General features: G+C 69.2%; 20 protein-coding genes and 4 tRNA genes. 13 read left to right on the forward strand and 11 right to left on the reverse strand.

The window, feature by feature from the left end; all coding sequences use genetic code 11:
- Positions 1-7 precede the first annotated feature (7 nt).
- From SM116_RS09335 to SM116_RS09345, 3 genes are all read right to left on the reverse strand, one after another.
- Positions 8-1,213, reverse strand: coding sequence for a thiolase family protein (locus tag SM116_RS09335; protein WP_320940718.1), 1,206 nt, complete (start codon positions 1,211-1,213; stop codon positions 8-10).
- A 72-nt stretch (positions 1,214-1,285) separates the two neighbouring features.
- Positions 1,286-2,482: a ribonuclease D gene (locus tag SM116_RS09340; RefSeq protein WP_320940719.1), complete on the reverse strand. Its 1,197-nt coding sequence runs from the start codon at positions 2,480-2,482 to the stop codon at positions 1,286-1,288.
- Positions 2,475-3,056 (reverse strand): DUF3000 domain-containing protein, encoded by a 582-nt coding sequence (locus SM116_RS09345; RefSeq protein WP_320940720.1) that lies wholly within the window; start codon positions 3,054-3,056, stop codon positions 2,475-2,477. Before SM116_RS09345 ends, SM116_RS09340 begins: the two co-directional genes overlap by 8 nt.
- A 25-nt stretch (positions 3,057-3,081) precedes the next feature.
- On the opposite strand from SM116_RS09345, the gene SM116_RS09350 reads away from it, so the two are divergent.
- Positions 3,082-4,290, forward strand: coding sequence for an alpha/beta hydrolase family protein (locus SM116_RS09350; RefSeq protein WP_320940721.1), 1,209 nt, complete (start codon positions 3,082-3,084; stop codon positions 4,288-4,290).
- Position 4,291: 1 nt separating this feature from the next.
- Here the strand turns inward: SM116_RS09350 and SM116_RS09355 are convergent, their stop codons facing one another.
- Positions 4,292-4,735 (reverse strand): SufE family protein, encoded by a 444-nt coding sequence (locus SM116_RS09355; RefSeq protein WP_320940722.1) that lies wholly within the window; start codon positions 4,733-4,735, stop codon positions 4,292-4,294.
- 38 nt (positions 4,736-4,773) lie between these two features.
- The gene (locus SM116_RS09360) at positions 4,774-5,679 is read right to left on the reverse strand and encodes a sulfurtransferase (protein ID WP_320940723.1); all 906 of its coding nucleotides are present in this window, start codon (positions 5,677-5,679) and stop codon (positions 4,774-4,776) included.
- Positions 5,680-5,794: 115 nt separating this feature from the next.
- Here SM116_RS09360 and zapE point away from each other — a divergent pair, with 115 nt between their 5' ends.
- The 3 genes from zapE (at position 5,795) to SM116_RS09375 (ending at position 8,894) form a co-directional block, all read left to right on the forward strand.
- Positions 5,795-6,838, forward strand: coding sequence for a cell division protein ZapE (gene zapE, locus SM116_RS09365; RefSeq protein WP_320940724.1), 1,044 nt, complete (start codon positions 5,795-5,797; stop codon positions 6,836-6,838).
- A gap of 166 nt (positions 6,839-7,004) precedes the next feature.
- Positions 7,005-8,273, forward strand: coding sequence for an ammonium transporter (locus SM116_RS09370; RefSeq protein ID WP_320940725.1), 1,269 nt, complete (start codon positions 7,005-7,007; stop codon positions 8,271-8,273).
- 93 nt (positions 8,274-8,366) lie between these two features.
- A complete protein-coding gene (locus SM116_RS09375; RefSeq protein WP_320940726.1) occupies positions 8,367-8,894 on the forward strand; it encodes a type II toxin-antitoxin system PemK/MazF family toxin in 528 nt (175 codons plus the stop codon).
- Position 8,895: 1 nt separating this feature from the next.
- On the opposite strand, the gene SM116_RS09380 is transcribed toward SM116_RS09375, so the two are convergent.
- From SM116_RS09380 to SM116_RS09390, 3 genes are read right to left on the reverse strand one after another with little or no spacing between them, the layout of a single operon-like run.
- Positions 8,896-9,522, reverse strand: a complete 627-nt coding sequence (locus SM116_RS09380; protein WP_320940727.1) for a response regulator transcription factor — start codon at positions 9,520-9,522, stop codon at positions 8,896-8,898.
- Positions 9,519-10,754, reverse strand: coding sequence for a sensor histidine kinase (locus tag SM116_RS09385; protein ID WP_320940728.1), 1,236 nt, complete (start codon positions 10,752-10,754; stop codon positions 9,519-9,521). Before SM116_RS09385 ends, SM116_RS09380 begins: the two co-directional genes overlap by 4 nt.
- Positions 10,751-11,161, reverse strand: a complete 411-nt coding sequence (locus SM116_RS09390) for a hypothetical protein (RefSeq protein WP_320940729.1) — start codon at positions 11,159-11,161, stop codon at positions 10,751-10,753. The genes SM116_RS09385 and SM116_RS09390 overlap by 4 nt, the downstream gene beginning before the upstream one ends.
- A gap of 294 nt (positions 11,162-11,455) precedes the next feature.
- On the opposite strand from SM116_RS09390, the gene SM116_RS09395 reads away from it, so the two are divergent.
- Positions 11,456-11,668 (forward strand): hypothetical protein, encoded by a 213-nt coding sequence (locus SM116_RS09395; protein ID WP_320940730.1) that lies wholly within the window; start codon positions 11,456-11,458, stop codon positions 11,666-11,668.
- A 67-nt stretch (positions 11,669-11,735) separates the two neighbouring features.
- On the opposite strand, the gene SM116_RS09400 is transcribed toward SM116_RS09395, so the two are convergent.
- A tRNA-Val gene (locus SM116_RS09400) sits at positions 11,736-11,811 on the reverse strand.
- A 151-nt stretch (positions 11,812-11,962) separates the two neighbouring features.
- Between SM116_RS09400 and SM116_RS09405 the strand changes: the two genes are divergently transcribed.
- The 4 genes from SM116_RS09405 to SM116_RS09420 all read left to right on the forward strand — a co-directional run bounded on the left by SM116_RS09405 (position 11,963) and on the right by SM116_RS09420 (position 13,966).
- Positions 11,963-12,035 (forward strand) — tRNA-Gly (locus tag SM116_RS09405).
- Between the two features lie 51 nt (positions 12,036-12,086).
- Positions 12,087-12,160, forward strand: a tRNA-Cys gene (locus tag SM116_RS09410).
- Between the two features lie 38 nt (positions 12,161-12,198).
- Positions 12,199-12,273, forward strand: a tRNA-Val gene (locus tag SM116_RS09415).
- Positions 12,274-12,484: 211 nt separating this feature from the next.
- A complete protein-coding gene (locus SM116_RS09420; protein WP_320940731.1) occupies positions 12,485-13,966 on the forward strand; it encodes a S8 family peptidase in 1,482 nt (493 codons plus the stop codon).
- Positions 13,967-14,039: 73 nt separating this feature from the next.
- Here SM116_RS09420 and SM116_RS09425 read toward each other — a convergent pair whose 3' ends face one another.
- Positions 14,040-15,533 carry an outer membrane protein assembly factor BamB family protein gene (locus tag SM116_RS09425; RefSeq protein ID WP_320940732.1) on the reverse strand — a complete coding sequence of 498 codons (1,494 nt, stop codon included), beginning with the start codon at positions 15,531-15,533 and terminating at the stop codon, positions 14,040-14,042.
- Between the two features lie 648 nt (positions 15,534-16,181).
- On the opposite strand from SM116_RS09425, the gene SM116_RS09430 reads away from it, so the two are divergent.
- From SM116_RS09430 to SM116_RS09445, 4 genes are all read left to right on the forward strand, one after another.
- Positions 16,182-17,429, forward strand: a complete 1,248-nt coding sequence (locus SM116_RS09430) for an acyltransferase family protein (protein ID WP_320940733.1) — start codon at positions 16,182-16,184, stop codon at positions 17,427-17,429.
- Positions 17,430-17,496: 67 nt separating this feature from the next.
- The gene (locus SM116_RS09435; protein ID WP_320940734.1) at positions 17,497-18,030 is read left to right on the forward strand and encodes a glycine cleavage system transcriptional repressor; all 534 of its coding nucleotides are present in this window, start codon (positions 17,497-17,499) and stop codon (positions 18,028-18,030) included.
- 183 nt (positions 18,031-18,213) lie between these two features.
- The gene (gene thrS, locus SM116_RS09440) at positions 18,214-20,232 is read left to right on the forward strand and encodes a threonine--tRNA ligase (protein ID WP_425563286.1); all 2,019 of its coding nucleotides are present in this window, start codon (positions 18,214-18,216) and stop codon (positions 20,230-20,232) included.
- Positions 20,233-20,315: 83 nt separating this feature from the next.
- Positions 20,316-20,795, forward strand: a complete 480-nt coding sequence (locus tag SM116_RS09445) for an HIT family protein (RefSeq protein WP_320944148.1) — start codon at positions 20,316-20,318, stop codon at positions 20,793-20,795.
- A 28-nt stretch (positions 20,796-20,823) separates the two neighbouring features.
- Here SM116_RS09445 and pdxY read toward each other — a convergent pair whose 3' ends face one another.
- Complete coding sequence (pdxY, locus tag SM116_RS09450; protein WP_320940735.1) at positions 20,824-21,675, reverse strand: pyridoxal kinase PdxY; 852 nt, start codon at positions 21,673-21,675, stop codon at positions 20,824-20,826.
- Between the last annotated feature and the right edge of the window lie 40 nt (positions 21,676-21,715).

Here is a 21,715-nt window from a genome sequence, read left to right on the forward strand (position 1 = left end):
GCTTTCCCTACTTCTTCCGCTTGCCGTTGTAGTGCGGGTTCTCCCAGATGACCGAGCCGCCCTGGCCGAGGCCGACGCACATGGCGGTCAAGCCGTAGCGGACATCCGGGCGCTCGGCGAACTGGGCCGCGAGCTGGATCATGAGGCGCACGCCGGACGCGGCGAGCGGGTGGCCGATGGCGATCGCGCCACCCCACTGGTTGACGCGCGGATCGTCGTCGGCGATGCCGAAGTGGTCGAGCAGCGAGATCACCTGGATGGCGAAGGCCTCGTTCAGCTCGAACAGCCCGATGTCGTCGATCGTCAGGCCGGCCTTCTTCAGAGCCTTCTCAGTCGAGGGGATCGGGCCGATGCCCATGATCTCGGGCTGGACGCCGGCGAACGCGAAGGAGACGAGACGCATCTTCGGCTGGAGGCCGAGCTCCTTGACCGCCGTGCCGCCGGCCAGCAGGCCCATCGTGGCACCGTCGGTCAGCGGGGAGGACGTGCCCGCCGTCACCCGGCCGTGCGGGCGGAAGGGGGTCTTCAGCGCGGCGAGGCCTTCCATCGTGGTCTCGGGTCGGCGCCCTTCGTCCTCGGTGGCGAGGCCCCAGGCGCCGTCGGCATCCTTGATGGCGACGGGCACGAGGTCGGGCTGGATCTTGCCGGCGTCGTACGCCGCCTGCGCCTTCTGCTGGCTGAGCATGCCGTAACGGTCGGCGCGCTCCTTCGTGAGCTGCGGGAATCGGTCATGGATGCGCTCGGCGGTGACGCCCATGTTCAGAGCACCGGGGTCGACCATGCGCTCGGCGACGAATCGCGGGTTCGGGTCGGCGTTGGAGCCGATGGGGTGACGACCCATGTGCTCGACGCCGCCGGCGAGGGCGAGGTCGTACATACCCACGCCGATCGAACCCGCCATCGTGGTCACGCTCGTCATCGCACCCGCGCACATGCGGTCGATGGCGAAGCCGGGCACCGTCATCGGCAGGCCGGCGAGGATCGCCGCGGAGCGACCCAGGGTGAGACCCTGGTCGCCCGTCTGCGACGTCGCGGCGATCGCCACGTCGTCGATGCGCTCGCCCGGGACGTTCGGGTTGCGCTCCATGAGCCCGATGATCGACTTGACGACGAGGTCGTCAGCGCGGGTGTTCCAGTACATGCCCTTCTCGCCGGCGCGCCCGAAGGGCGTGCGCATTCCATCGACGAAGAAGACGTCCGAAATCTCGGCCACTCTGCCTCCAAAGCTAGGGGTGAGCCCAGCCTAGGAGTGCGCTCCGACCGCCCGGAATCGGTTGGATCGAACCTACGAAGCGGTTTCCGTCGCCTCGTCAAGGCCGTGCACGGAATCCACAAAGGCATCGGCGATCAGCTGTGCAGTCTGCGCAATCTGCCAGTCGCGCGCACCGAGGTCGGCGAGCTCGCGCCCGATCGAGTCCGCATCCATCGGATCCGGCGGGTGCCAGGCGACGCGACGCAGGAGCTCCGGAGTGAGGAGATTCTCGGTCGGCATGTTCAGCTCGGCTGCGCGCTGCTCGACGAGCGGTCGTGCGGCCTTCAGCCGCGCATCGGCGGCGGGATTGCGGTCCACCCACGCGCGCGGCGGCGGGGGAGAGTCGCTCGGCACGCGCTCGACCGGAAGGTCGGTGGCGGCGCGGCCCTCCTCGATCGCTGTCCACCATCGGTCGAGCTGTGTGCGGGAGGCGCGGCCGTTGAATTCCTTGACCGCCGCGAGGTCGCGCTTCGTCGCGGGCTCGGCGCGGATCGCTGCCACCAGCGCGCGGTCGGGCACGAGACGGCCGGGTGCGATGTCCTGCTCGCGCGCGTACTCCTCTCGCGCGAGCCAGAGCGCGCGTGCGACGGCCAGATTCCGGCGCCCCCGCACGGTGTGCAGCCCGCTCAGGCGCCGCCATGGGTCGCCGCGCGGCGGCTTCGGAACGCGCGAGAGCACCGCGGCGAACTCCTCACCCGCCGCGAGCGTCTTGCCCTGTTCGACGAGTTCGAGCTGGAGCGCATCCCGGACATCCACGAGGTACTCGACATCCAGGGCCGCGTACTCGAGCCAGCTCTGCGGCAGCGGTCGCGTCGACCAGTCGGACGCGGAGTGCTCCTTCGCCAGCGTGATGCCGAGGGTGTCCTCGACGACGGCGCCCAGTCCGACCCGCGCGTGACCGAGGAGGCGGGACGCGAGCTCGGTGTCGAAGATGGCTGCGGGCTCCAGGCCCAGCTCGCGCAGCGAGGGGAGATCCTGGCTCGCCGCATGCAGAACCCATTCCTCGGCGCCGATGGCGTCCGCGAGGGGGGCGAAGTCGCCGATCGCCGGCGGATCGAACAGGAAGACGCCGGCGCCACGGCGGAACACCTGGATCAGGTACGCGCGCTGCGAGTACCGGAAACCGGATGCGCGCTCCACGTCGACGGCCACCGGACCCGCTCCGTCCGCAAGGCGCGCCGAGGCATCGCGGAGGCCCGCGCCATCCACGATCACGTCGTACTCAGCCACGCGACCCCCGTGCGCCGAACACCTCGATGCCCTCCGATCCGGGCGGCAGCCCTGCAAGCATGCACACGAACTCCGCCCAGGCTTCCACATGCGCCGTGATGCCGCCATCCGGCGACCACGAGGCGCGCACCTCGATCTGCGAGCCGTCGCCCTCGTGGGCCAGCGAGCCGAACCCCTTCGAGATGGTCTTGGTCGCCGTACCCGCCGCGGCGTGGAACTGCGCACCGTGTGCGTTCAGGGCGTCCATGAGCCAGGACCACGCCACGTCGGCGAGGATCGGATCCACGCCGATCTCGGGCTCGAGCGGCGCCTGCGCGAGACAGACGATGCGCCATGCGCCGTCCCAGGCATCCGGCTCCTCGGGATCGTGGAGCAGGATGAACCGACCGGTGCCGAAGGGGGAGTCGCCGTCGCCATCGGGACGCACGTCGCCCGCGAGCGCGATGGCGTTCGGCGCGAGTCCCGCGGGGGCCGGGATCTCTCTGACGGCGAGGTCGGCGCGCCACACCGCAGCCCGCACCTCTGCCTCGGCCCGGGCGAACGATGCCGCGCCAGGCGGACGGCGGTCACTCACGTCCACAGACTAGAGTTAACCGCCTATGAAGCCCTCCAGGCGCGCCGCGGCGCGCGACGCCGTCGCCCCCGGCTTCGTCGCCGGAATCCGCGTCGCGCTGACCCTTCTGAGCACGGCACTGGGCGTGGTGCTCGGAGCCTTCACCCTCGTATCCCTCAAGGTCGCCCGCGACGTCGTCACCCCCGCGCCGCGCAGGGCCGACACGAAGATCGTCAACCTGGACGTGGCCGCGCAGACCATCACGCTCTCGCGCACCCCGGACACCGAGCTGCCGGGCCGATACGGCCTCTTCACGAGCGGCACGGAGAGCTACGTGAAGCTCGGCTCCGTGCTCTCGCAGGACGCGACGACGGTCAAGCGGAAGCTGCTGACGCAGGTGGATGCGCACTCGCGCCTCGGTGCGGACGCGGCCTTCAGCGGCTGGTATTACGACCGCCCCGAGCAGCTGCACCTCCCATACTCGTCCGAGCTCATCGGCTCCGGCGTCGGCCCCTGTCCGGCGTGGCTGTTCCCGGCGGGGGACGGCGACACCTGGGTCGTGCAGGTGCACGGCCGTGGCGCGACCCGTGCGGAGTGCCTTCGCGCCGTGCCCGTGTTCCACGGCTCGGGGATCACGACGCTCGTCGTCTCCTACCGCAACGACGGGGAGGCGCCGCGCAGCCGCACCGGCACCTACACGCTCGGTGCCACCGAGTGGCGGGACGTGGATGCCGCGGTCGGCTTCGCCCGCCGCCACGGGGCGAAGCGCGTCATCCTCATGGGCTGGTCGATGGGCGGTGCGATCTCCCTCCAGGTCGCCCTCGGCTCTGCGCACCGCGACCTCGTCGCGGGCGTCATCCTCGAATCGCCCGTCGTCGACTGGCGGGTGGTGCTGGACTACCAGGCTCGGCTCAACCACATCCCGAACTCCGTCGCAGGAATCGCCATCGGCGCGCTGAAGACGTCGTGGGCGACGCCCCTCACTCGGACGGGAGGCCCCATCCCGTTCGACCGGCTCGACGTGGTGGCGCGCGCGGAGGAGCTGCGGCATCCCATCCTGATCCTGCACAGCGACGACGACGGCTTCGTGCCGTCGGATGCGTCGCACCGCCTCGCGGAGGCTCGCCCCGACCTCGTCGAGCTCGACTCGTTCGACGTCGCTCGCCACACGAAGCTCTGGAACTACGACCAGGACCGGTGGAGCGGCGCCATCACGTCGTGGCTGCGCCGCCACGAGCTCGCCCCGCAGGAGTGACTCAGGCGGCGTGGCGCTTGGCTGCGACCTGGCGCTTCGCGCGGATGAGCATGCCCGTCATCCCCGAGATGCGCAACGGCGACACCGCGCGCGTCAAACCGATGGACTGCGGGTAGTCGTCCGGAACGGCGAGCACCTCGTCCGCCGTGAGACCGGTCAGCCCCTGGGCGAGGATGCTGGCGAAGCCCCGCGTCGTCGGCGCCTCGCGCGGTGCCGTGGCGTGCATCGAGACGATGTCGTCGTCGCCCACGTCCACGACGATGAACACCGGGGACTGACATTCCACGACGCGCTCCTGCAGCTCGGGGTGGCCCTCGTACGCGGCGGGAATCGGCGGCAGCTCGTTCGAGAACTCCAGGAGCAGCTGCAGGCGCTCGTCCTGGGGGAGCTCGAGGAACTCGTCGCGGATCTCGGCGAGTGAGGCGGGCAGCGCTGTTGCGGTCATCCAGCCCATTGTCCCACGGCCCCGCGCGGCTGGATGGGTCAGCGGGCGGCGGGGGCCTCACCCGGCTCGGCGCCGGTCGCGATCGGCACGCGCACGGCGCTGCCCCACTCGGTCCATGAGCCGTCGTAGTTGCGCACGTCGTCGAAGCCGAGCAGATGCTGGAGCACGAACCACGTGTGGCTCGACCGCTCGCCGATGCGGCAGTACGCGACGACCCGGTCGCCGTCGGCGAGTCCGGCCTCGCCGCGGTAGATCGCATCCAGGTCAGCGCGGCTTTTGAAGGTGCCGTCCTCAGCCACCGCGCGACCCCAGGGGATGCTGCGTGCGGTGGGGATGTGCCCGGCGCGAAGCGCGCCCTCCTCGGGGTAGGCCGGTGCGGAGGTTCGCTCGCCCGTGTACTCCTCGGGGGAGCGCACGTCGATGAGCGGCGAGCCGAGGTGCGCGAGCACGTCGTCCTTGTATGCGCGAAGCACGCTGTCATCCCGCTCGACGACCGGGTACTCGGTGCGCTCGCGCTCGGTGGGCTCCGTCGTGATCGGGCGGCCCGCCGAGATCCAGCCGTCGCGGCCGCCGTCCAGCAGGCGCACGTCCTCGTGGCCGAAGAGCGAGAACACCCACAGTGCATAGGCGGCCCACCAGTTGTTCTTGTCGCCGTACACGACGATCGTGTCGTCGCGGGAAATGCCCTTGCGGCTGAAGAGCTCGGCGAAGCCCGCACCGTCGAGATAGTCGCGGACGATCGGGTCGTTCAGCTCGGTGTGCCAGTCGACCTTCACGGCGCCGGGGATATGCCCGGTCTCGTACAGGAGGACGTCCTCGTCGGACTCCACGACGACCAGTCCCGGCTGCCCGAGCCGCTTCTCCAGCCAGTCCGCCGTGACCAGGCGCTCCGGGTGCGCGTACTGGGCGAACTTGGCGGACGACGTGTCGGGATCGACGGTCACGGTGGTGCTCCTCGGATCGGGTTGACGGGCGACGCGGCTAGGGTTGATGGCGTCGTCTCGACCCTATTCCGCCGCGCGCGTGTCGCGCCCGATCGTTAAGAACAGCGTCACACGAATGGCCAGCGCCCCAGCAGCATCCGGAGAAGCCGGAGTCGTCCACCTCGCGGAGCGCATGCCGCAGCTCGGCGGCGCCGACATGATCGCCTCCCTCGTGCCCCCGCCGCAGTTCGCCGACGCGACATTCGAGTCGTATCGCGCGGACCCTGCCTTCCCCTCGCAGCAATCGGCGAAGGAGACGCTCATGCGATTCGCCGGGATCGGCGCCGAACCGGTCAAGGGGGGATTCTTCCGCCGCGCGAAGAAGGGCCCCGAGGCCAAGCCGGGCGTGTATCTCGACGGCGGATTCGGCGTCGGCAAGACGCACCTGCTCGCGGCGATCTATCACGCGATGCCCGTACGCCGGAAGTACTTCGGCTCGTTCATCGAGTACACGGCACTCGTCGGCGCCCTCGGCTACCAGAAGACCGTCGAGCTCTTCCGCGGCGCCGAGCTCCTGTGCATCGACGAGTTCGAGCTCGACGACCCCGGCGACACCATGGTGATGACCCGTCTGCTCGGCGAGCTCGTCGCCTCCGGGTCGCGCCTGGCCGCGACATCCAACACGCCGCCGAACGCGCTCGGCGAGGGCAGGTTCGCCGCCCAGGACTTCCTGCGCGAGATCCACGCGATGGCCGAGAGCTTCGACACCATCCGCATCGACGGCAACGACTACCGGCACCGCGCGCTGGACGGGCACGCGGCGGTGCTCGGCGACTCCGTGTACGAGACGGCGATCGCGGATGCATCCGCCCGCGGTCTCGCATCGGACGACGCGTTCGCCGACCTGATCGCGCACCTCGCGCGGGTGCATCCCTCGCGTTACATCCGCCTGCTCGACGGACTGGACCTCATCGGCCTGCGCGCTGTCGCGCCCCTCGACGACCAGTCCGCCGCACTGAGGTTCGTCGCCTTCGTCGACCGTGCGTACGACGCGCAGATCCCGATCCGGGCCACCGGAACGAGCCTCGACCTCGTGTTCGGCGAGGAGATGCTCGCCGGCGGATACCGCAAGAAGTATCTGCGCGCGATCTCTCGCCTGGTCGCCCTCACGCTGGATTGACGCCGGGGAGGGCGAAACGTGATGTTCACACATGTGAGGGTCTCGTAACGCCCCCGAAACACAGCCACCGGCCGCTCGAAACGTCCTCTCAGCAAACTCGCATCACCAGGTCGCGGACTCCCGCACCCGGTGGTTTACCCGAGATCCACCTGAGAGGCAGTTCCCGATGCATCTACTGGCAGCAGCCGCCGCCTACGACGCCAAGACCGCAGTGAACTCGCTGTGGCTCCTCGTCGCCGCGGCGCTCGTCCTGCTCATGACCCCCGGGGTCGCGTTCTTCTACGGCGGCATGGTCAAGGCGAAGAGCGTCATCTCCATGATGATGATGAGCTTCGGCGCGATCGCGCTCGTGGGCGTCCTCTGGATGCTCTACGGCTACGGAATGGCGTTCGGCACCCCGCTCATCCCGCATGTGCTCGGCAACCCGTTCGACGGGTTCATCGGGCTCCAGAAGTTCCTCGGCATCGGCGCAGGCGGTGCGATGAACCCCGACATGAACTCGCTCGCCTTCGTCGGCTTCCAGGCGACCTTCGCGATCATCACGGTTGCGCTGATCTCCGGTGCGATCGCGGACCGCGCCAAGTTCGGCGCATGGATGGTCTTCGCCGGCATCTGGGTCACGGTCGTCTACTTCCCGGTCGCGTACTGGGTCTTCAACCTGCAGGACGGCTGGCTCGCCAGCGTCCTGCACGTGAACGACTTCGCCGGTGGCACCGCGGTCCACATCAACGCCGGAGCGGCGGGCCTCGCACTCGCACTCGTGCTCGGCAAGCGCGTCGGCTTCCAGAAGGGCATCCAGAAGCCGCACAACGTGCCGCTGACACTCCTCGGCGCCGCGCTCCTGTGGTTCGGCTGGTTCGGCTTCAACGCGGGCTCCGAGGCCGCAGTCGACGGCGTCGCCGCGATCGCCTGGATCAACACCCTCGCGGCCCCCGCCGCAGCGACGATCGGCTGGCTGATCGTCGAGAAGATCAAGGACGGCAAGCCCACGTCGATCGGTGCAGCATCCGGCGCCGTCGCGGGTCTGGTCGCGATCACCCCCGCCTGTAACATCCTGACGCCCGGGTGGGCGATCGTCCTCGGCCTCATCACCGGAGCGATCTGCGCCATCGCGATCGAGATGAAGTGGAAGCTCGGCTTCGACGACTCGCTCGACGTCGTCGGCATCCACCTGGTCGGCGGTGTCATCGGCACGCTCTACATCGGCATCTTCGGTGCCGGCATCGGCCTCCTGGACACCGGCTCGTTCGCGCAGCTCGGGGTGCAGGCGATCGGCGCCTTCAGTGTCATGATCTACTCCTTCGTGCTCGCCTACGTCATCGGCTGGATCATCCAGAAGACGATGGGCTTCCGCATCACGAACGAGGACGAGATCGCCGGCGTCGACACGGTCGTGCACGGCGAGGAGGGCTATCTGCTCGACGCGAACGTCTGAGGCCCCTGTCCTCGACGTTCACGAGGGGCGCCGCGTACCCGACGCGGCGCCCCTCGCGCGTGTCCCGGCCGACACGGCCGGTATCGTGAGCAGGTGGCCCGTGGCATCCTATCGACGATCGCCGACTTCTTCCGATCCTCGCGACGATCCGCAGGCACGTCCGTGGCGCCGGCGCCGGTCGAGGAGGACACGCCGGGCAGATCCGGACCGTCCGCCACGATCGAGATCGATCCGCCGGGCCGGTCGGCGCTGCGCATCGCCTACGCGCCCGCACGCGATGCGGATCCCGATGCCGGGGAGGTCGTGTGGACGTGGGTTCCCTACGCGGAGCGGGACGGTCGCGGCAAGGACCGGCCGGTGCTCGTGATCGGGCGGCGGGATGCCGACACCGTGTACGCCGTGAAGCTGACCAGCAAGGCGCACGACGGGCGGCGCGACTTCCTGCCGATCGGCGCGGGGCCGTGGGATTCGCAGGGACGGCCGTCGTGGGTCGACCTCGACCAGTTCTACCTCGTGCACCATCGGGGGATGCGCCGCGAGGCCGCGGCTCTGGACCTCGACCGGTTCACGCGAGTCGCCGCGGAGCTGCATCGCCGCTACGGCTGGGTCGCCGGGAACTGATTCAGAGGATGCCGCGGCGGTGCGCCGCATCCACCGCCGCTGCCCGGTCCGACACCCCGAGCTTCGCGTAGACGTTGAGCAGATGGGTCTTCACGGTCGCCTGCCCGATGAACAGCGCGCGACCGACCGCTGCGTTCGTATTGCCCTCCGCCACGAGGCGCAGCACCTCCTGCTCCCGATCTGTGAGCAGGTCGGCAGCGGGATCCGGACGGACTCCGCGGACCAGCATCGCCGCGACCGAAGGGGCCAGCACGGACTCGCGCCGCGCGGTGGAGCGGACAGCGGCGATGATCTCGTCGCGACCCGCATCCTTCAGCAGATAACCGGTGGCTCCCGCCCGGAGGGCGGCGATCGCCTCGTCGTCCACGTCGAAAGTGGTCAGGACGAGGATCGGCGTCTGGTCGCCGTCCTCGCGCAGAGTCCGGATGGCGTCGGTGCCCGTCATGTGCGGCATGCGCAGATCGAGCACGAGGGCGTCGGGATGCAGTGTGCGTACGAGGTGGAGGGCATCCGCACCGCTTCCGCCCGTGCCGACGATCTCGATGCCCGCCGCGGACAGGATGCCGACCATCCCGTCGCGCACGACCGGGTGGTCATCGACGACCACGATGCGGATGCGGTCTCTCATCGTGTCGGCCTTCGGTCCTGCGGAGTCGGGGGGGTCAGCGGTGCGCGAGCGGTCACGAGGGTTCCGCCGGATGTGCTCTCGATGTCGACGGTGCCGCCCACGGCGGTCATGCGGTCGCGGACGGTCGTGAGACCGTAGCCGCCCCGGATGTCTGGTCCCGCCGTCACGGCTGCGGGGTCGAAGCCCGCGCCGTCGTCCGCGACATCGAGCATCAGCGCATCGGGGAACCACGTCAGGGTGACCGACGCGAGGGTCGCGTGCGCGTGCCGCGCGACATTCGCCAGCGCCTCCTGCAGGACGCGCACGATCGCCGCCGCGATCTCGGGATCGGCCGTGCCGGTTGCGTCGGGCAGCGCGAGGCGCGTGGCGATCCCCGCCCGAAGGCCCCAGCGCTCGGTCGTGCGCCGCACGGCGGTCGTGAGGTCGCTGCCGTCGAACGCCGCAGGCGCCAGCTCGGCGACAGCGCGACGGGCCTCGCGCAAGCTCTCACGCGCGATGGCGGCCGCCTGCTCGAGATGGCGCCGATCGTCGGCGCACGGCATCCGTTCGCCCGAAACGGAGATCGCATCGAGCTGGGTGATCACACCGACGAGACCCTGCGCGACGGTGTCGTGGATCTCGCGGGCCAGGCGCCGGCGCTCGTCGGTGCGCGCGTCCGCCCGCGCCTGGGCGACGAGCTGCTCGCGGAGGTGATCGTTCTCGTCGAGCGCGCGGCGCCGTTCATCGGCCAGGGAGCGCATGCTGTGATAGATCCACGCGAGGAAGCACATCGCCCCGACGTTCACCAGCACGATGGTCGCCGAGACCGAGAGGTGTGCGGCATCCTGCGCGTTCAGCCCGTTCGCCTGCGCGATCGCGGCGAGCACGGCGAACGCCGAGACTGCGATCAACCGCCATGGCCACGCGACGACCGCGAACGAGTAGACGTAGCCGACGAGCGCGAGCGCCCCGTACCAGGGTGCGATCGCCGTGAGTGCGCAGAACAGTGCGAACAGCCCCGCGACGAAGACGCCCATGACGGCGGGATGCGTCCGCAATCGGCGCAGGAGAGTGAACATGCCCAGCATCCACAGGAGCACGGCTCCCAGCAGGGCGTACTCGGCCGGTGTGCCCGATCCCTGCGACAGGGTGAATCCGATGACGACCGCGACCAAGGCGTAGGGGACGGTCTCGACGACCACGGCGCCCACGCGATCGCTGGGTGCCCCGCCTGCGCGTCGGACCGAGGTCATGCGGCGCCCCTCGAGGAGGCGGCGCTCGCGACGACTGCAGTCGCACGCCGCGACAGGATGAGGACGGCCACGGCGAGAAGCAGCAGCCCGCACACGATCTGCTCGATCACGAACCACAGGGGCAGCAGCCCGGGTATCGAGACCACCACCGCGATGGCGACGACCATGACGATGACGACGACGCGCCACCGGAGAAGGCCCTGGGAGCTGCCGCGGACGGCCTGCGTCGCGAACACGAACATCAGTATGCCCGTCGCCGCCACGATCGACGCGCGGATCCAGGCTGCCGCGCCTGCCTGATCGGGTGCGACGGCGGACAGGATGCCGAGGACGACCAGGGCGAGCAGGCTCAGGGCGATGTAGCTCGCGACGAGGGCGCGGGCGATGGCGAGGCGTGAGATGTTCATGCGTCCAGCGTCGCGGTCGGCCGCTTTCGCGGGATCGACCAGGCGGCTCGACTGCATCCACCGATCGGTGGATCCTGCGTTGTCGATTCATGACCGCGCTGCACGTCGTGAACGCGAGGACGAGCCGCGGCCTCGGGGAGATGCGCCGAGACCGCGGAGGCTGCGACGGGCACCGTCGAGGTGCGGGCGGGAGCGGTCTTACGCACCGTGATCCCCGACTTCAGCCGATCCGTATCCCCGAGCGATGCTCACGCCTTAGCATCGGGACACACCCACGTGAAAGGAAGGCCTCGAATGGCGATCTCGACATCCAGGTCGGAAGCGGCGGAACGGCTCGACACTGCCACGCCGGCGGAGCTCATCGCGCACGCCGAGGAGCTGCTCGCGGCTGCGGAGGGCGGCGTCCAGCTCTCGGGCGCGAAGGATATCCCGGCTCTCAAGGCGGCTCTGGCCGGTGCGTACGCTCAGGTCGCTCTGGCGAAGATCGCCGCCGCGGGCCAGCAGTAGCACGCCCCAGCACGCGCCCCGCGGCGTGCGCACTGACGACAAAACCCCCGGCGAACCAGGGGTTTCATGGTGGGCGATACCAGACTCGAACTGATGACCTCTTCCGTGTGAAGGAAGCGCGCTACCAACTGCGCCAATCGCCCGTGGCCCGCAGGGCCGAGACTCGATGCTACCCGAAGTCGCCCTTCGCCGCGAACCGAGGCGGAGACACGCGCGAGGTGCGTCCGGTTTTGCGTGAACGCGAGAATCGTCTAAAGTAAATCAAGTGCCCGGCGGAAACGTCGGAAACAGAATGCGGATGTAGCGCAGTTGGTAGCGCATCACCTTGCCAAGGTGAGGGTCGCGAGTTCGAGTCTCGTCATCCGCTCGAGTGCGGGGATCTCCACGGAGATCACGCCGTGGGGTTCGCACCACACGCGGTGGCGTGGCCGAGCGGCTAGGCACCGGCCTGCAAAGCCGTTTACACGGGTTCGAATCCCGTCGCCACCTCCACTCCCGGTCATGACCGGACAAATCAACAGCCTGTACAGGCGCGATTGGCGCAGCGGTAGCGCGCTTCCCTGACACGGAAGAGGTCACTGGTTCGATCCCAGTATCGCGCACCACAGAGAAAGCCCCGCTCAGCGGGGCTTTCGTCGTTTCGGCGGCTTTCCCCCGGAAATGCTCGCGTCGCGCGGGAGGCCAGAACCCGCCACGGGGCTGGGCTGAATCCTGTCACAGGGCTCTTCTTATGTAAAGGCTGGAAGAAGCCTATGCATGAGCCTAGAGTGAGGCCCACGCGCCCATCGGTGGGCGCAGACCTCACAAAGGAGAGACATGTCCCGTCGACCCCTCGTCCTCACGGCCCTGGCCGCCGCCGCACTCGTCGTCGGCGCCGTGGCCCCGGCCGCCAACGCGAGTCCGACCGAGCCGTCCACGCCCGTGCCCATCAGCGCACCCGACGGCACGATCATGAGCTACGTGCTCAACGCGAAGGCCGCGAACCCCGGCCAGGTCCGTCTGGTGGAGCGCGCGGTCGCCGCCGCAGGCGGAGTCGTCGTCCAGTCGTGGCCCGAGATCGGCGTCGTCGTCGCGCACTCGCAGCGCGCTGCGTTCCGCGCCGATGTGGTCGCGGCCGGGGGCAACGCCCTCGCATCCGTCGGCGCGACGCGCACCGTGCCCGTGACCGAGGGGACGCCGGCGGGCGCGCTGGCGCCCTGGGGGCCTGGATCGTCGGGCTGGAAGGCCGACGCGAAGAAGAAGTTCAACGGCGACATCGAGGCGTCGACGACTCCCGCCGACTCCCTCGACGCCCGCGAAGGCGATCAGTGGGACATGCGGATGATCAACGCCGACAAGGCGCACCAGATCACCGACGGATCGAGCAATGTGCTCGTCGGCATCCTCGATTCCGGGATCGATCCGGTGCACCCCGACCTCGTTGCGAACATCGACGTGGCCGACTCGGTGAACTGCACGGATGCGGGACGCCCCGACACGTCGGCCAGCGGCTGGTACCCCACCACGAGCGACCACGGCACGCATGTCGCCGGTACGATCGCGGCCGCCCGCAACGGCGTCGGCATCGTCGGCGTGGCTCCCGGGGTGCGCATCGCATCCGTCAAGGTCGTGAACGACGACGGCTTCATCTATCCGGAGTACGCCATCTGCGGCTTCGTCTGGGCGGGTCTGAAGCACATGGACGTGACGAACAACAGCTACTACGTCGACCCCTTCGAGTACTGGTGCGACGACCAGATCGACCAGGCCGCGGCGAAGGAGGCGGTGCGCCGCGCCGTCGAGTGGTCGACGACGCAGGGCGTCGCGAACGTGGCGGCCGCCGGCAACTCCGCGGTCGATCTCGCCAACAAGACGGTCGACAAGGGCAGCCCGGATGACGGCACACCGGTGGTCCGCACGATCAACGCGGGCTGCGAGGATCTCCCGGCGGAGCTGCCGGGCGTCGTGACGGTCTCGTCGGTGACGAGCACCGGAGCCCTCTCGAGCTTCTCCAACCGGGGGCTCGGAAAGATCGATGTCGCCGCGCCCGGGTCGTCGATCCTGTCGACGATCGTCCGCAATCACGGCTACGGCCTCAAGAGCGGCACGTCGATGGCATCGCCGCACGTGACCGGCGTGCTGGCGCTCATGAAGTCGGTGCATCCGACGTGGACGCCGATGCAGCTGATGGACAAGCTGGCGGAGCAGGCCATGCCGCACGCCTGCTCGATCGCCAGCGGTCCCGTGTGCACCGGAACGCCCGACGACAACAGCTACTACGGCAACGGCATCGTCGACGCCTTGGCTGCTGTGCAGTAGAGCACAGCCGGCGAAGGCCCCCGTGCGGCGGGGGCCTTCGTCGTTCCCGCGCCTCGTGCTCCGGCGCGGACTGCTACTTGCCGTTCAGCGAGAAAGCGTAGAGCGCCTGTCCGGGGGCATCCGGTCCGCCCAGCGCATAGCCGGTTCCCCAGTACACGACACCGTTGGAGATCGCGGCGCCGCCGTAGCAGATGTCACCGGACGGGTAGTCCCACAGAATGCTGCCGTCGCTGGCTTTCATCGCATACATGTGGCCTGCCGCATCCGCCGAGCATGCGTACACGACACCGTTGGCGACCGTCACGGGACCGGGAGCGCCCGCCTGCCGCGGGTTCAGCGTCTGCCAGAGGACCTTGCCTGTGCCCGCGGCCATTCCGACCCAGCCGCCGTAGTCCACGGTCGTGCCGTTCGTGAGCGTCCATGGGCTCTGGACGCTGTTCGCGTTCGCCGAGTAGACGCGCGTGCCATCCGTCGCCGAACCCCACTGCAGGCCACCGGCGACGCCCCCGGGACCGACCTGCGTCGACCACTTCAGAGCGCCGGTGGCGGGATCGAGCGCCCAGAACGTGCCGCTCTTCTGCCCCGCTCCGACGAAGCTCTGACCGTTGACCTTGAAGAGCATCGGCGCCTGACCGAAGTCGTAGTCGGGACCCTTATTGGTCGGACATCCGGCGACGGGGTCCTCGAATCCGGGGAACGGAATGCCGCAGGCGACGTTCCACGCGTCTGACGGCATCGCCCGGAAGGTCCACTTCACCGCGCCCGTGCCGGCATCCAGTGCCACGACCGCGTCGAACATGTCCGCAGCGGGGACGCACGCAGCGCGCTCGGCATCCGTCGACGCAGAACCGAGGCAGCTCGACACCGAGTCCGGCACCGAGTAGTTGTTTCCGGTGCCGATGTAGACGGTGTTGGTCTTCGTGTCCACTGCAGGGCTGCTGCCCCAGACCGAGGCGCCGGTGTAGCCCTCAGGGGCCATGTACGTCTGCCACAGGGTCTCGCCGGTCGACAGGTCGATCGCATTCATCGACCCGCGGAAGTCGAGCGGGAAGCCGAAGCGCACCAGCAGCTCCTCATAGGAGGCGGTGCCGACGTAGATCGTGTTGCCCACGATCGTCGGCGACTGTGTGAGGAGCGGGTAGCCGCCCTCGAACTTCTTCTTCCAGACCAGTGCTCCGGTCGCCTTGTCGACGGCCAGCAGATATCCGTCGGGGCTGAACGACTTGCCGGCCTGGTCGCCGAGGATCAGGAGGTTGCCCGCGATGGTCGGTGTCGTGCGCGAGTAGTCGCCGGGGACGCCGGTATAGCCGGGGATCGTCGACTGCCAGATCGTCGCGCCGGTGCGCGCGTCCAACGCGTACAGCCTGCCTGCGTCGTCCGGGACGTAGAGTCGACCGTCTTCGACGGCCGGCGTTGCGCTGACGTTGCCCGCGGTGGGCACCCTCCACTTCACGGCGAGCTTGCTCGCATTGCCGACGCCGATCGTCGTGTCGGCGCTGCTGCGGGAGTTGCTCAGATCCGAACCCCAGCTCGTCCAGTTGGTTCCTGCTGCTGCCGATGCCGACATGGCGCCTGACAGTGCAAGGAGCAGTGCCGCCGAGGCCGCAACTGCATACCTACCTTTTCTCATCTCTGTCTCCTCTGGTACGCGGCCCACGCCCTCGTGGGCCGGGAGTCGGGTTCCCACAACCCGACGCCGTGGCGCCCGGCGTTCTCGCTCGTCGCCGTGGGCTTGGCCACCCAGAGGTCTGCACGGCCGAACGAGACGTCAGACGGACCGCGTCAGCGTTCGGGCCCAAGCGTCAGGCATCGTTTCGATGCGTCACGAGATGAAAGATGATGAAGAGGTGTCGGCACTCGGGTCTGTGCGCGCAGCGGATGATTCCGCGATCCGTCCGGTCTGGGGAGCATTGGTCTCCCACCGTGACATCCACGTCGTGCCCCTTCTTGCATGCAGTCGCCGAAGGATCTGCGAGAACCATACTGAAAACTGCCAGCTGACGGAAGGGTGGCTCATCGCGCGGGCATAGGCGCGACCAAGGGGAGAGTATCGCACCCCGTGATGGCGTTGCCGGGGTTCACACCGGATGCCCACGGGCTGTCCAGGGTCGGTCGGTAACGTCGGGGTACCGCCAAGCACCATCCGGTCGCCCACAGGCGGGTCGCTCCCAGAGTGATATCGGGTCGGCCGGCCATCATGGCTGGAGGCGTACCGATGAGCACCGCGACCGCGACGATCGAGCGCAGCGAACGGGTCGCGCCTGATCCCGGGCCGAGTGCGGCGGGATCGGCCGACGCCCCCGCATCGACCGACAGACTGGCTGCCCTCGACGGCCTGCGCGGTCTCGCCTGCCTCGTGGTGCTGGTCCACCACGCACTCCTGACCACGCCGATCTTCTCCGCGGCATCCGCGGACCCGGTCGCCGCGCGCGACGCTGCGAACCCTCTGGAGCTCGTCCTCACGTGGTCGCCGCTGCACATCGTGTGGGAGGGCGCCGGTGCGGTCTGGGTGTTCTTCGTGCTGAGCGGCTACGTTCTGGTCCGCCAGGTGCGGGAGCCCGCATCCTTCGACTGGGTCGCCTATTACCCGCAGCGTCTTGCGCGCCTGTACGTGCCGGTGTTCGCCGCCGTCGCGCTGGCGGCGGTGCTCATCACGATCTTCGGAAACGCCGATCACGGGACGATGGCGAGCGCATGGATGCAGCGCCGCGCCGACGACGTCACGGTCAAGGGCGTGCTCTACGACGGCACGCTGCTCGACGGTGCCGGATTCACGGTCTCGCCGCTGTGGTCGTTGCAGTGGGAGGTGTGGTTCTCGCTGCTCCTGCCCCTCTTCGTCTTCGCCGTGCATCCCCACCAGGCTGCGCGACGGCCGATCTGGCTGGCTCTGACGGCCCCCCTTGCCGCGGTCGCGATCTTCATGCTGGGCGGAGCGCCGTACCTGATGGTCTTCCTCGTCGGGGCAGTGCTCGCCGCGGCGAAGGACCCCATCGCAGCGGTCGTCGACCGACTCACGCGCACGCGCTGGTCCGCGGTGCTCCTGTGGTCGGCGTGCGCCCTCTGGGTTCTCGTGATGCTGCCCGCGAGATGGACGCTCGCCGGCATCCCGGCCGTGCCGAGCTCGATGCATGTGCCGCTGTCCATCTCCGCCGCGGCTGTCGTGCTGGTGATGGCGCTGCACTGCCGCGTCGCGACCCGGGTCTTGACGACCCGTGTCCTCCTGTGGTTCGGCGCCGTGTCGTTCAGCCTCTACCTGGTGCACGAGCCGATCCTCGTGGCGCTCGCGAAGATCTTCGGCGACGGCCGGCTGTGGATCGCGCTGCCCCTCGGCCTGGCGATCGCGGTCGCGGTGGGTGCGGGGTTCTGGATGGCGGTCGAGCGACCGGCGACCGCGTTGTCGCGCTGGATCGGACGTACCGTCAAGGGCCGCCGCTCCGCCCCGGAGCCGGCTTCCACGCGCTGAGGAGGCCGGAGGTCGCGGGCGCTGAAGCACCTGTCGACGGGATGCGGCGGCCCCTATGCTCGGTGCCATGGCCAAGCTCGTTCTCACGGTGGTCGGCGACGATCGCGCCGGTCTCGTCCAGTCGCTCGCCGATGTGGTCACCGCGCACGGCGGCAACTGGGAGACGAGCGAGCTCGCCGAGCTCGCCGGAGCCTTCGCGGGCATCGTCCTCGTGTCCGTTCCGGACGGTCGCGTCGAGGAGCTGACGGCGGCCCTGGACGGGCTCGACGGCATGATGCAGGTCGTCCTCCACGCCGGAAACGCGACCGTCGAGCGCTCCGCGGGACGCCGTATCACCTTCACCGTCCTCGGGAACGACCGGCCCGGCATCGTCAAGGACGTCACGACGGCTCTGACCCGGAAGGGCTTGACGATCGACCTCTTCTCGAGCCGCACGCGCGAAGCGCCGATGACCGGCGGCACCCTGTTCGAGGCGTCGCTCGCGGCGCGCGTGCCGGACGACGTGGACGAGGCGGGTGTCGTCGAGGAACTCGAGCGGCTCGCCACGGAGATGCAGGTCGACATCGCGTTCACGGACGAGGGACCCGGGCACCCCGAGTAGGCTGGATTCATGCAGACTCGCCGGATCGTCTTCTTCGCGACGACCGTCGCGGGCGCCGGCACGCGAACGCGCCAGGCCTGAGCGGGCGGGATGCTGCGGCATCCGAAGCTGAGCCACGCCGGGGCGGAGCCTCTCTGCGCCGCCCGGTAGCCTTGATCCGAGCCACATCTCTGGAGAGTTCCCGTGTCTGATAACGCCCAGCCGTCCTATCCGATCGACGGCTTCGCCCTCTTCCCCGATCGCTCCGTCGTCGCCATGCGCGTCAACGGCGAGCTCAAGGACCTCGCCGCGGTCGTCGACGAAACGGATGCCGTCGAGCCCGTGTCGATCGAGAGTCCCGAGGGGCTCAGCATCCTGCGCCACTCGACCGCGCACGTGCTCGCGCAGGCCGTCCAGCGCCTCAAGCCGCAGACGAATCTCGGCATCGGCCCGCCCATCACCGATGGGTTCTACTACGACTTCGGCACTGACCAGCCGTTCACGCCGGAGGACCTCAAAGCCATCGAGAAGGAGATGCAGCGCATCATCCGCGAGGGTCAGCGCTTCGTCCGCCGCGTCGTGAGCGACGACGAGGCGCGGGCAGAGCTCGCGCACGAGCCGTTCAAGCTCGAGCTGATCGGACTGAAGGCCGGCCCCTCGACAAGCTCGGGGACCGCGGGCGTGGAAGGCGCATCCGCGGAGGTCGGAGCCGGCGAGCTCACCATCTACGACAACGTCGACCCGCGCACCGGCGAGACGGTGTGGAAGGACCTCTGCCGGGGTCCGCATGTGCCGTCCACCCGTGTCATCGGCAACGGGTGGGCCCTGCAGCGGATCGCCGGCGCCTACTGGCGCGGAAGCGAGAAGAACCCGCAGCTGCAGCGCATCTACGGCACCGCCTGGCCGACGAAAGACGAGTTGCGGGCCTACCAGCAGCGCCTCGAGGAGGCCGCCAAGCGCGACCACCGCCGCCTCGGCAAGGAGCTCGACCTCTTCTCGTTCCCCGACGAGATCGGCTCGGGCCTGTCCGTGTGGCACCCGAAGGGCGGTGTCGTGCGCATGGAGATGGAGCAGCACGCCCGCCGTCGGCATGTCGAGGCCGGGTACACGTACGTGTACACGCCCCACATCGCCAAAGAGGATCTCTTCCTGCAGTCCAACCACCTCGTCACGTACCGCGAGGGGATGTTCCCGCCCATCGTCATGGACGAGGAGAGGGATGAGGCGGGCGCGATCGTCAAGGAGGGCAAGGACTACTACCTCAAGCCCATGAACTGCCCGATGCACATCCTGATCTACAAGGAGCGTGCGCGCAGCTACCGCGACCTGCCGATGCGACTCGCCGAGAACGGCACCGTGTACCGCAACGAGCTCTCCGGCGCCCTGCACGGCCTCACCCGGGTGCGCGGGTTCACCCAGGACGACTCGCACCTGTTCGTCACCCCCGAGCAGCTCGAGACGGAGACGAGCAGGGTGCTCGAGTTCGTCATCTCGATGCTGCGCGACTTCGGTCTGGACGACTTCGAGCTCGAGCTGTCGATGCGCGACGACGAGAAGGCGAAGTGGATCGGCACCGATGAGTTCTGGGAGTACTCGACCGACGCGCTGCGCAATGTCGCGGTCGCGTCCGGCCTCAAGCTCACCGAGGTTCCGGGTGAGGCGGCGTTCTACGGTCCGAAGATCGATCTGAAGACCCGGGATGCGATCGGCCGGGTGTGGCAGCTGTCGACGGTGCAGGTCGACCCGAACCTGCCCGAGCGCTTCGAGCTCGAATACACCGGCAACGATGGCGAGAAGCACCGGCCGATCATGATCCACCGGGCCCTGTTCGGATCGATCGAGCGGTTCTTCGCGATCCTGCTCGAGCATTACGCGGGCGCGTTCCCGGTGTGGCTCTCGCCGGTCCAGGTCGTCGGCATCCCCGTCGCGGAAGAGTACGCGGACTACCTCGGCGGCGTCCTCGAGCAGCTGAAGGCCGTGGGCGTGCGGGCCGAGCTCGACGACAGCGCAGACCGCATGCAGAAGAAGATCCGCACCCACACCACGCAGAAGGTGCCGCTGATGCTCATCGCGGGGGAGCAGGACCGGGCCGCGGGCACGGTCTCGTTCCGCTTCCGCGACGGGTCGCAGGAGAACGGCGTGCCGGTGGAGGATGCCATCCGTCGCATCCTCGCCACCATCTCCGCGCACGCGCTCGTGGACAGCGCGGAGGACCTGGCGTGACCGATTCCGGGACGCCTGCCGAGCACGTCGAACGGCTGGAAGACGCCGCGACGCTCGCGGGCGTCCCGGACGGCTTCCAGCGTATGTGGACCCCGCACCGGATGGTGTACATCCAGGCCGGGCCGGAGCCGCATGCGCACGACTGCCCGTTCTGCGCCGCGCCCGGCAGGTCGGACGAGGACGGGCTCATCGTCGCGCGCGGTGTGCACGCCTACGCGCTGCTGAACCTCTTCCCGTACAACTCCGGGCACCTCCTCGTCTGCCCCTACCGCCACGTCGCGATGTACGACCAGGCGACGGCGGAGGAGACCGAGGAGATGGCCGTCCTCACGCAGCAGGCGATGCGCGTCCTGCGTGAGGTGTCGCGCTGCGACGGCTTCAACATCGGCATCAACCAGGGCGCTGTCGCCGGCGCCGGCGTCGAGCAGCACCTGCATCAGCACGTGGTGCCGCGGTGGAACTCGGACGCCAACTTCTTCCCGATCATCGCGCGTACGAAGGCGCTGCCGCAGCTGCTCGGCGAGGTGCGGCAGGCCGTCGCGGACGCGTGGGCGTCGGCCTGAGTCAGCGCAGCCGCGGGCGCCGTGCGCGTCAGCGCACCTGCGTCACGTCGAACTGCATCCGGGGGTGGGCGTAGGACTCCTGCGCTTCGACGAGCTGGAGCTCGCGCTCGCCGGACTCGTGCGTGCGCTCGAGCAGATCGAAGACGCTGGATGCCGTGCGAGCCAGGGCCGTCGCCGCATCCCCCGTCGAACGGTAATGGGCGGTGAACAGCGCCGCCGTGACGTCGCCGGAGCCGTTCGCCTTCAGCGGCAGCAGGGGAGTGCGGACGATCCAGGCGCCCCTGTCGTCGACGGCGAGCATCTCGATCGTGTCCGCCGGCCGGTCCGGCCGCTCGACGCTCGTGACCAGCACGGTGTTCGGACCGCTCGCCCGGACGAGGTCGGCGCTTTCCAGCGTCGCCTCGAGCGTGTACGGCGACGTGCCGGTGAGGTAGCCGAGCTCGAACTGGTTCGGCGTGACGATGTCCGCGGCAGGCACCACCCGGTCGCGCAGGAGGTCCGGGATCGCCGGGGCGACGAAGCATCCCGACTTCGCGTTGCCCATCACGGGGTCGCATGCGTACACGGCGCTCGGGTTCGCCGCCTTCACGCGCGCGACCGCGTCGAGGATCACGTCGGCGATGCCCTCGCCGCCCTGGTAACCGGACAGGACGACGTCGATCTGCGGCAGCACGCCGCGCTCCTCGATGCCGGTGATGACGTCGCGCACGTCGTCCGGGCTGATGAGCGGTCCGCGCCACGCGCCGTAGCCCGTGTGGTTCGAGAAGGTGACGGTGTAGACCGGCAGCACCTCCACTCCGATGCGCTGCAGGGGGAAGACGGCCGCGGAGTTGCCCACGTGCCCGTAGGCCACGGCGGACTGGATGGAGAGGATCTTCACCTCTCGATCATTTCATCACCGGTGGCGCGGTCCTCGCGCG

Source organism: Microbacterium rhizosphaerae (assembly GCF_034120055.1).
Taxonomy (GTDB): Bacteria; Actinomycetota; Actinomycetes; order Actinomycetales; family Microbacteriaceae; genus Microbacterium; species Microbacterium rhizosphaerae.

Coding starts and splice junctions, on each gene's coding strand:
- SM116_RS09350 (WP_320940721.1), top strand. CDS start 3,082: ATGAAGCCCTCCAGGCGCGCCGCGGCGCGCGACGCCGTCGCCCCCGGC.
- SM116_RS09380 (WP_320940727.1), bottom strand. CDS start 9,522: ATGAGAGACCGCATCCGCATCGTGGTCGTCGATGACCACCCGGTCGTG.
- SM116_RS09445 (WP_320944148.1), top strand. CDS start 20,316: ATGTGGACCCCGCACCGGATGGTGTACATCCAGGCCGGGCCGGAGCCG.
- SM116_RS09370 (WP_320940725.1), top strand. CDS start 7,005: ATGCATCTACTGGCAGCAGCCGCCGCCTACGACGCCAAGACCGCAGTG.
- SM116_RS09355 (WP_320940722.1), bottom strand. CDS start 4,735: ATGACCGCAACAGCGCTGCCCGCCTCACTCGCCGAGATCCGCGACGAG.
- SM116_RS09435 (WP_320940734.1), top strand. CDS start 17,497: ATGGCCAAGCTCGTTCTCACGGTGGTCGGCGACGATCGCGCCGGTCTC.
- SM116_RS09425 (WP_320940732.1), bottom strand. CDS start 15,533: ATGTCGGCATCGGCAGCAGCAGGAACCAACTGGACGAGCTGGGGTTCG.
- SM116_RS09385 (WP_320940728.1), bottom strand. CDS start 10,754: ATGACCTCGGTCCGACGCGCAGGCGGGGCACCCAGCGATCGCGTGGGC.
- SM116_RS09390 (WP_320940729.1), bottom strand. CDS start 11,161: ATGAACATCTCACGCCTCGCCATCGCCCGCGCCCTCGTCGCGAGCTAC.
- SM116_RS09430 (WP_320940733.1), top strand. CDS start 16,182: ATGAGCACCGCGACCGCGACGATCGAGCGCAGCGAACGGGTCGCGCCT.
- SM116_RS09395 (WP_320940730.1), top strand. CDS start 11,456: ATGGCGATCTCGACATCCAGGTCGGAAGCGGCGGAACGGCTCGACACT.
- zapE (WP_320940724.1), top strand. CDS start 5,795: ATGGCCAGCGCCCCAGCAGCATCCGGAGAAGCCGGAGTCGTCCACCTC.
- SM116_RS09420 (WP_320940731.1), top strand. CDS start 12,485: ATGTCCCGTCGACCCCTCGTCCTCACGGCCCTGGCCGCCGCCGCACTC.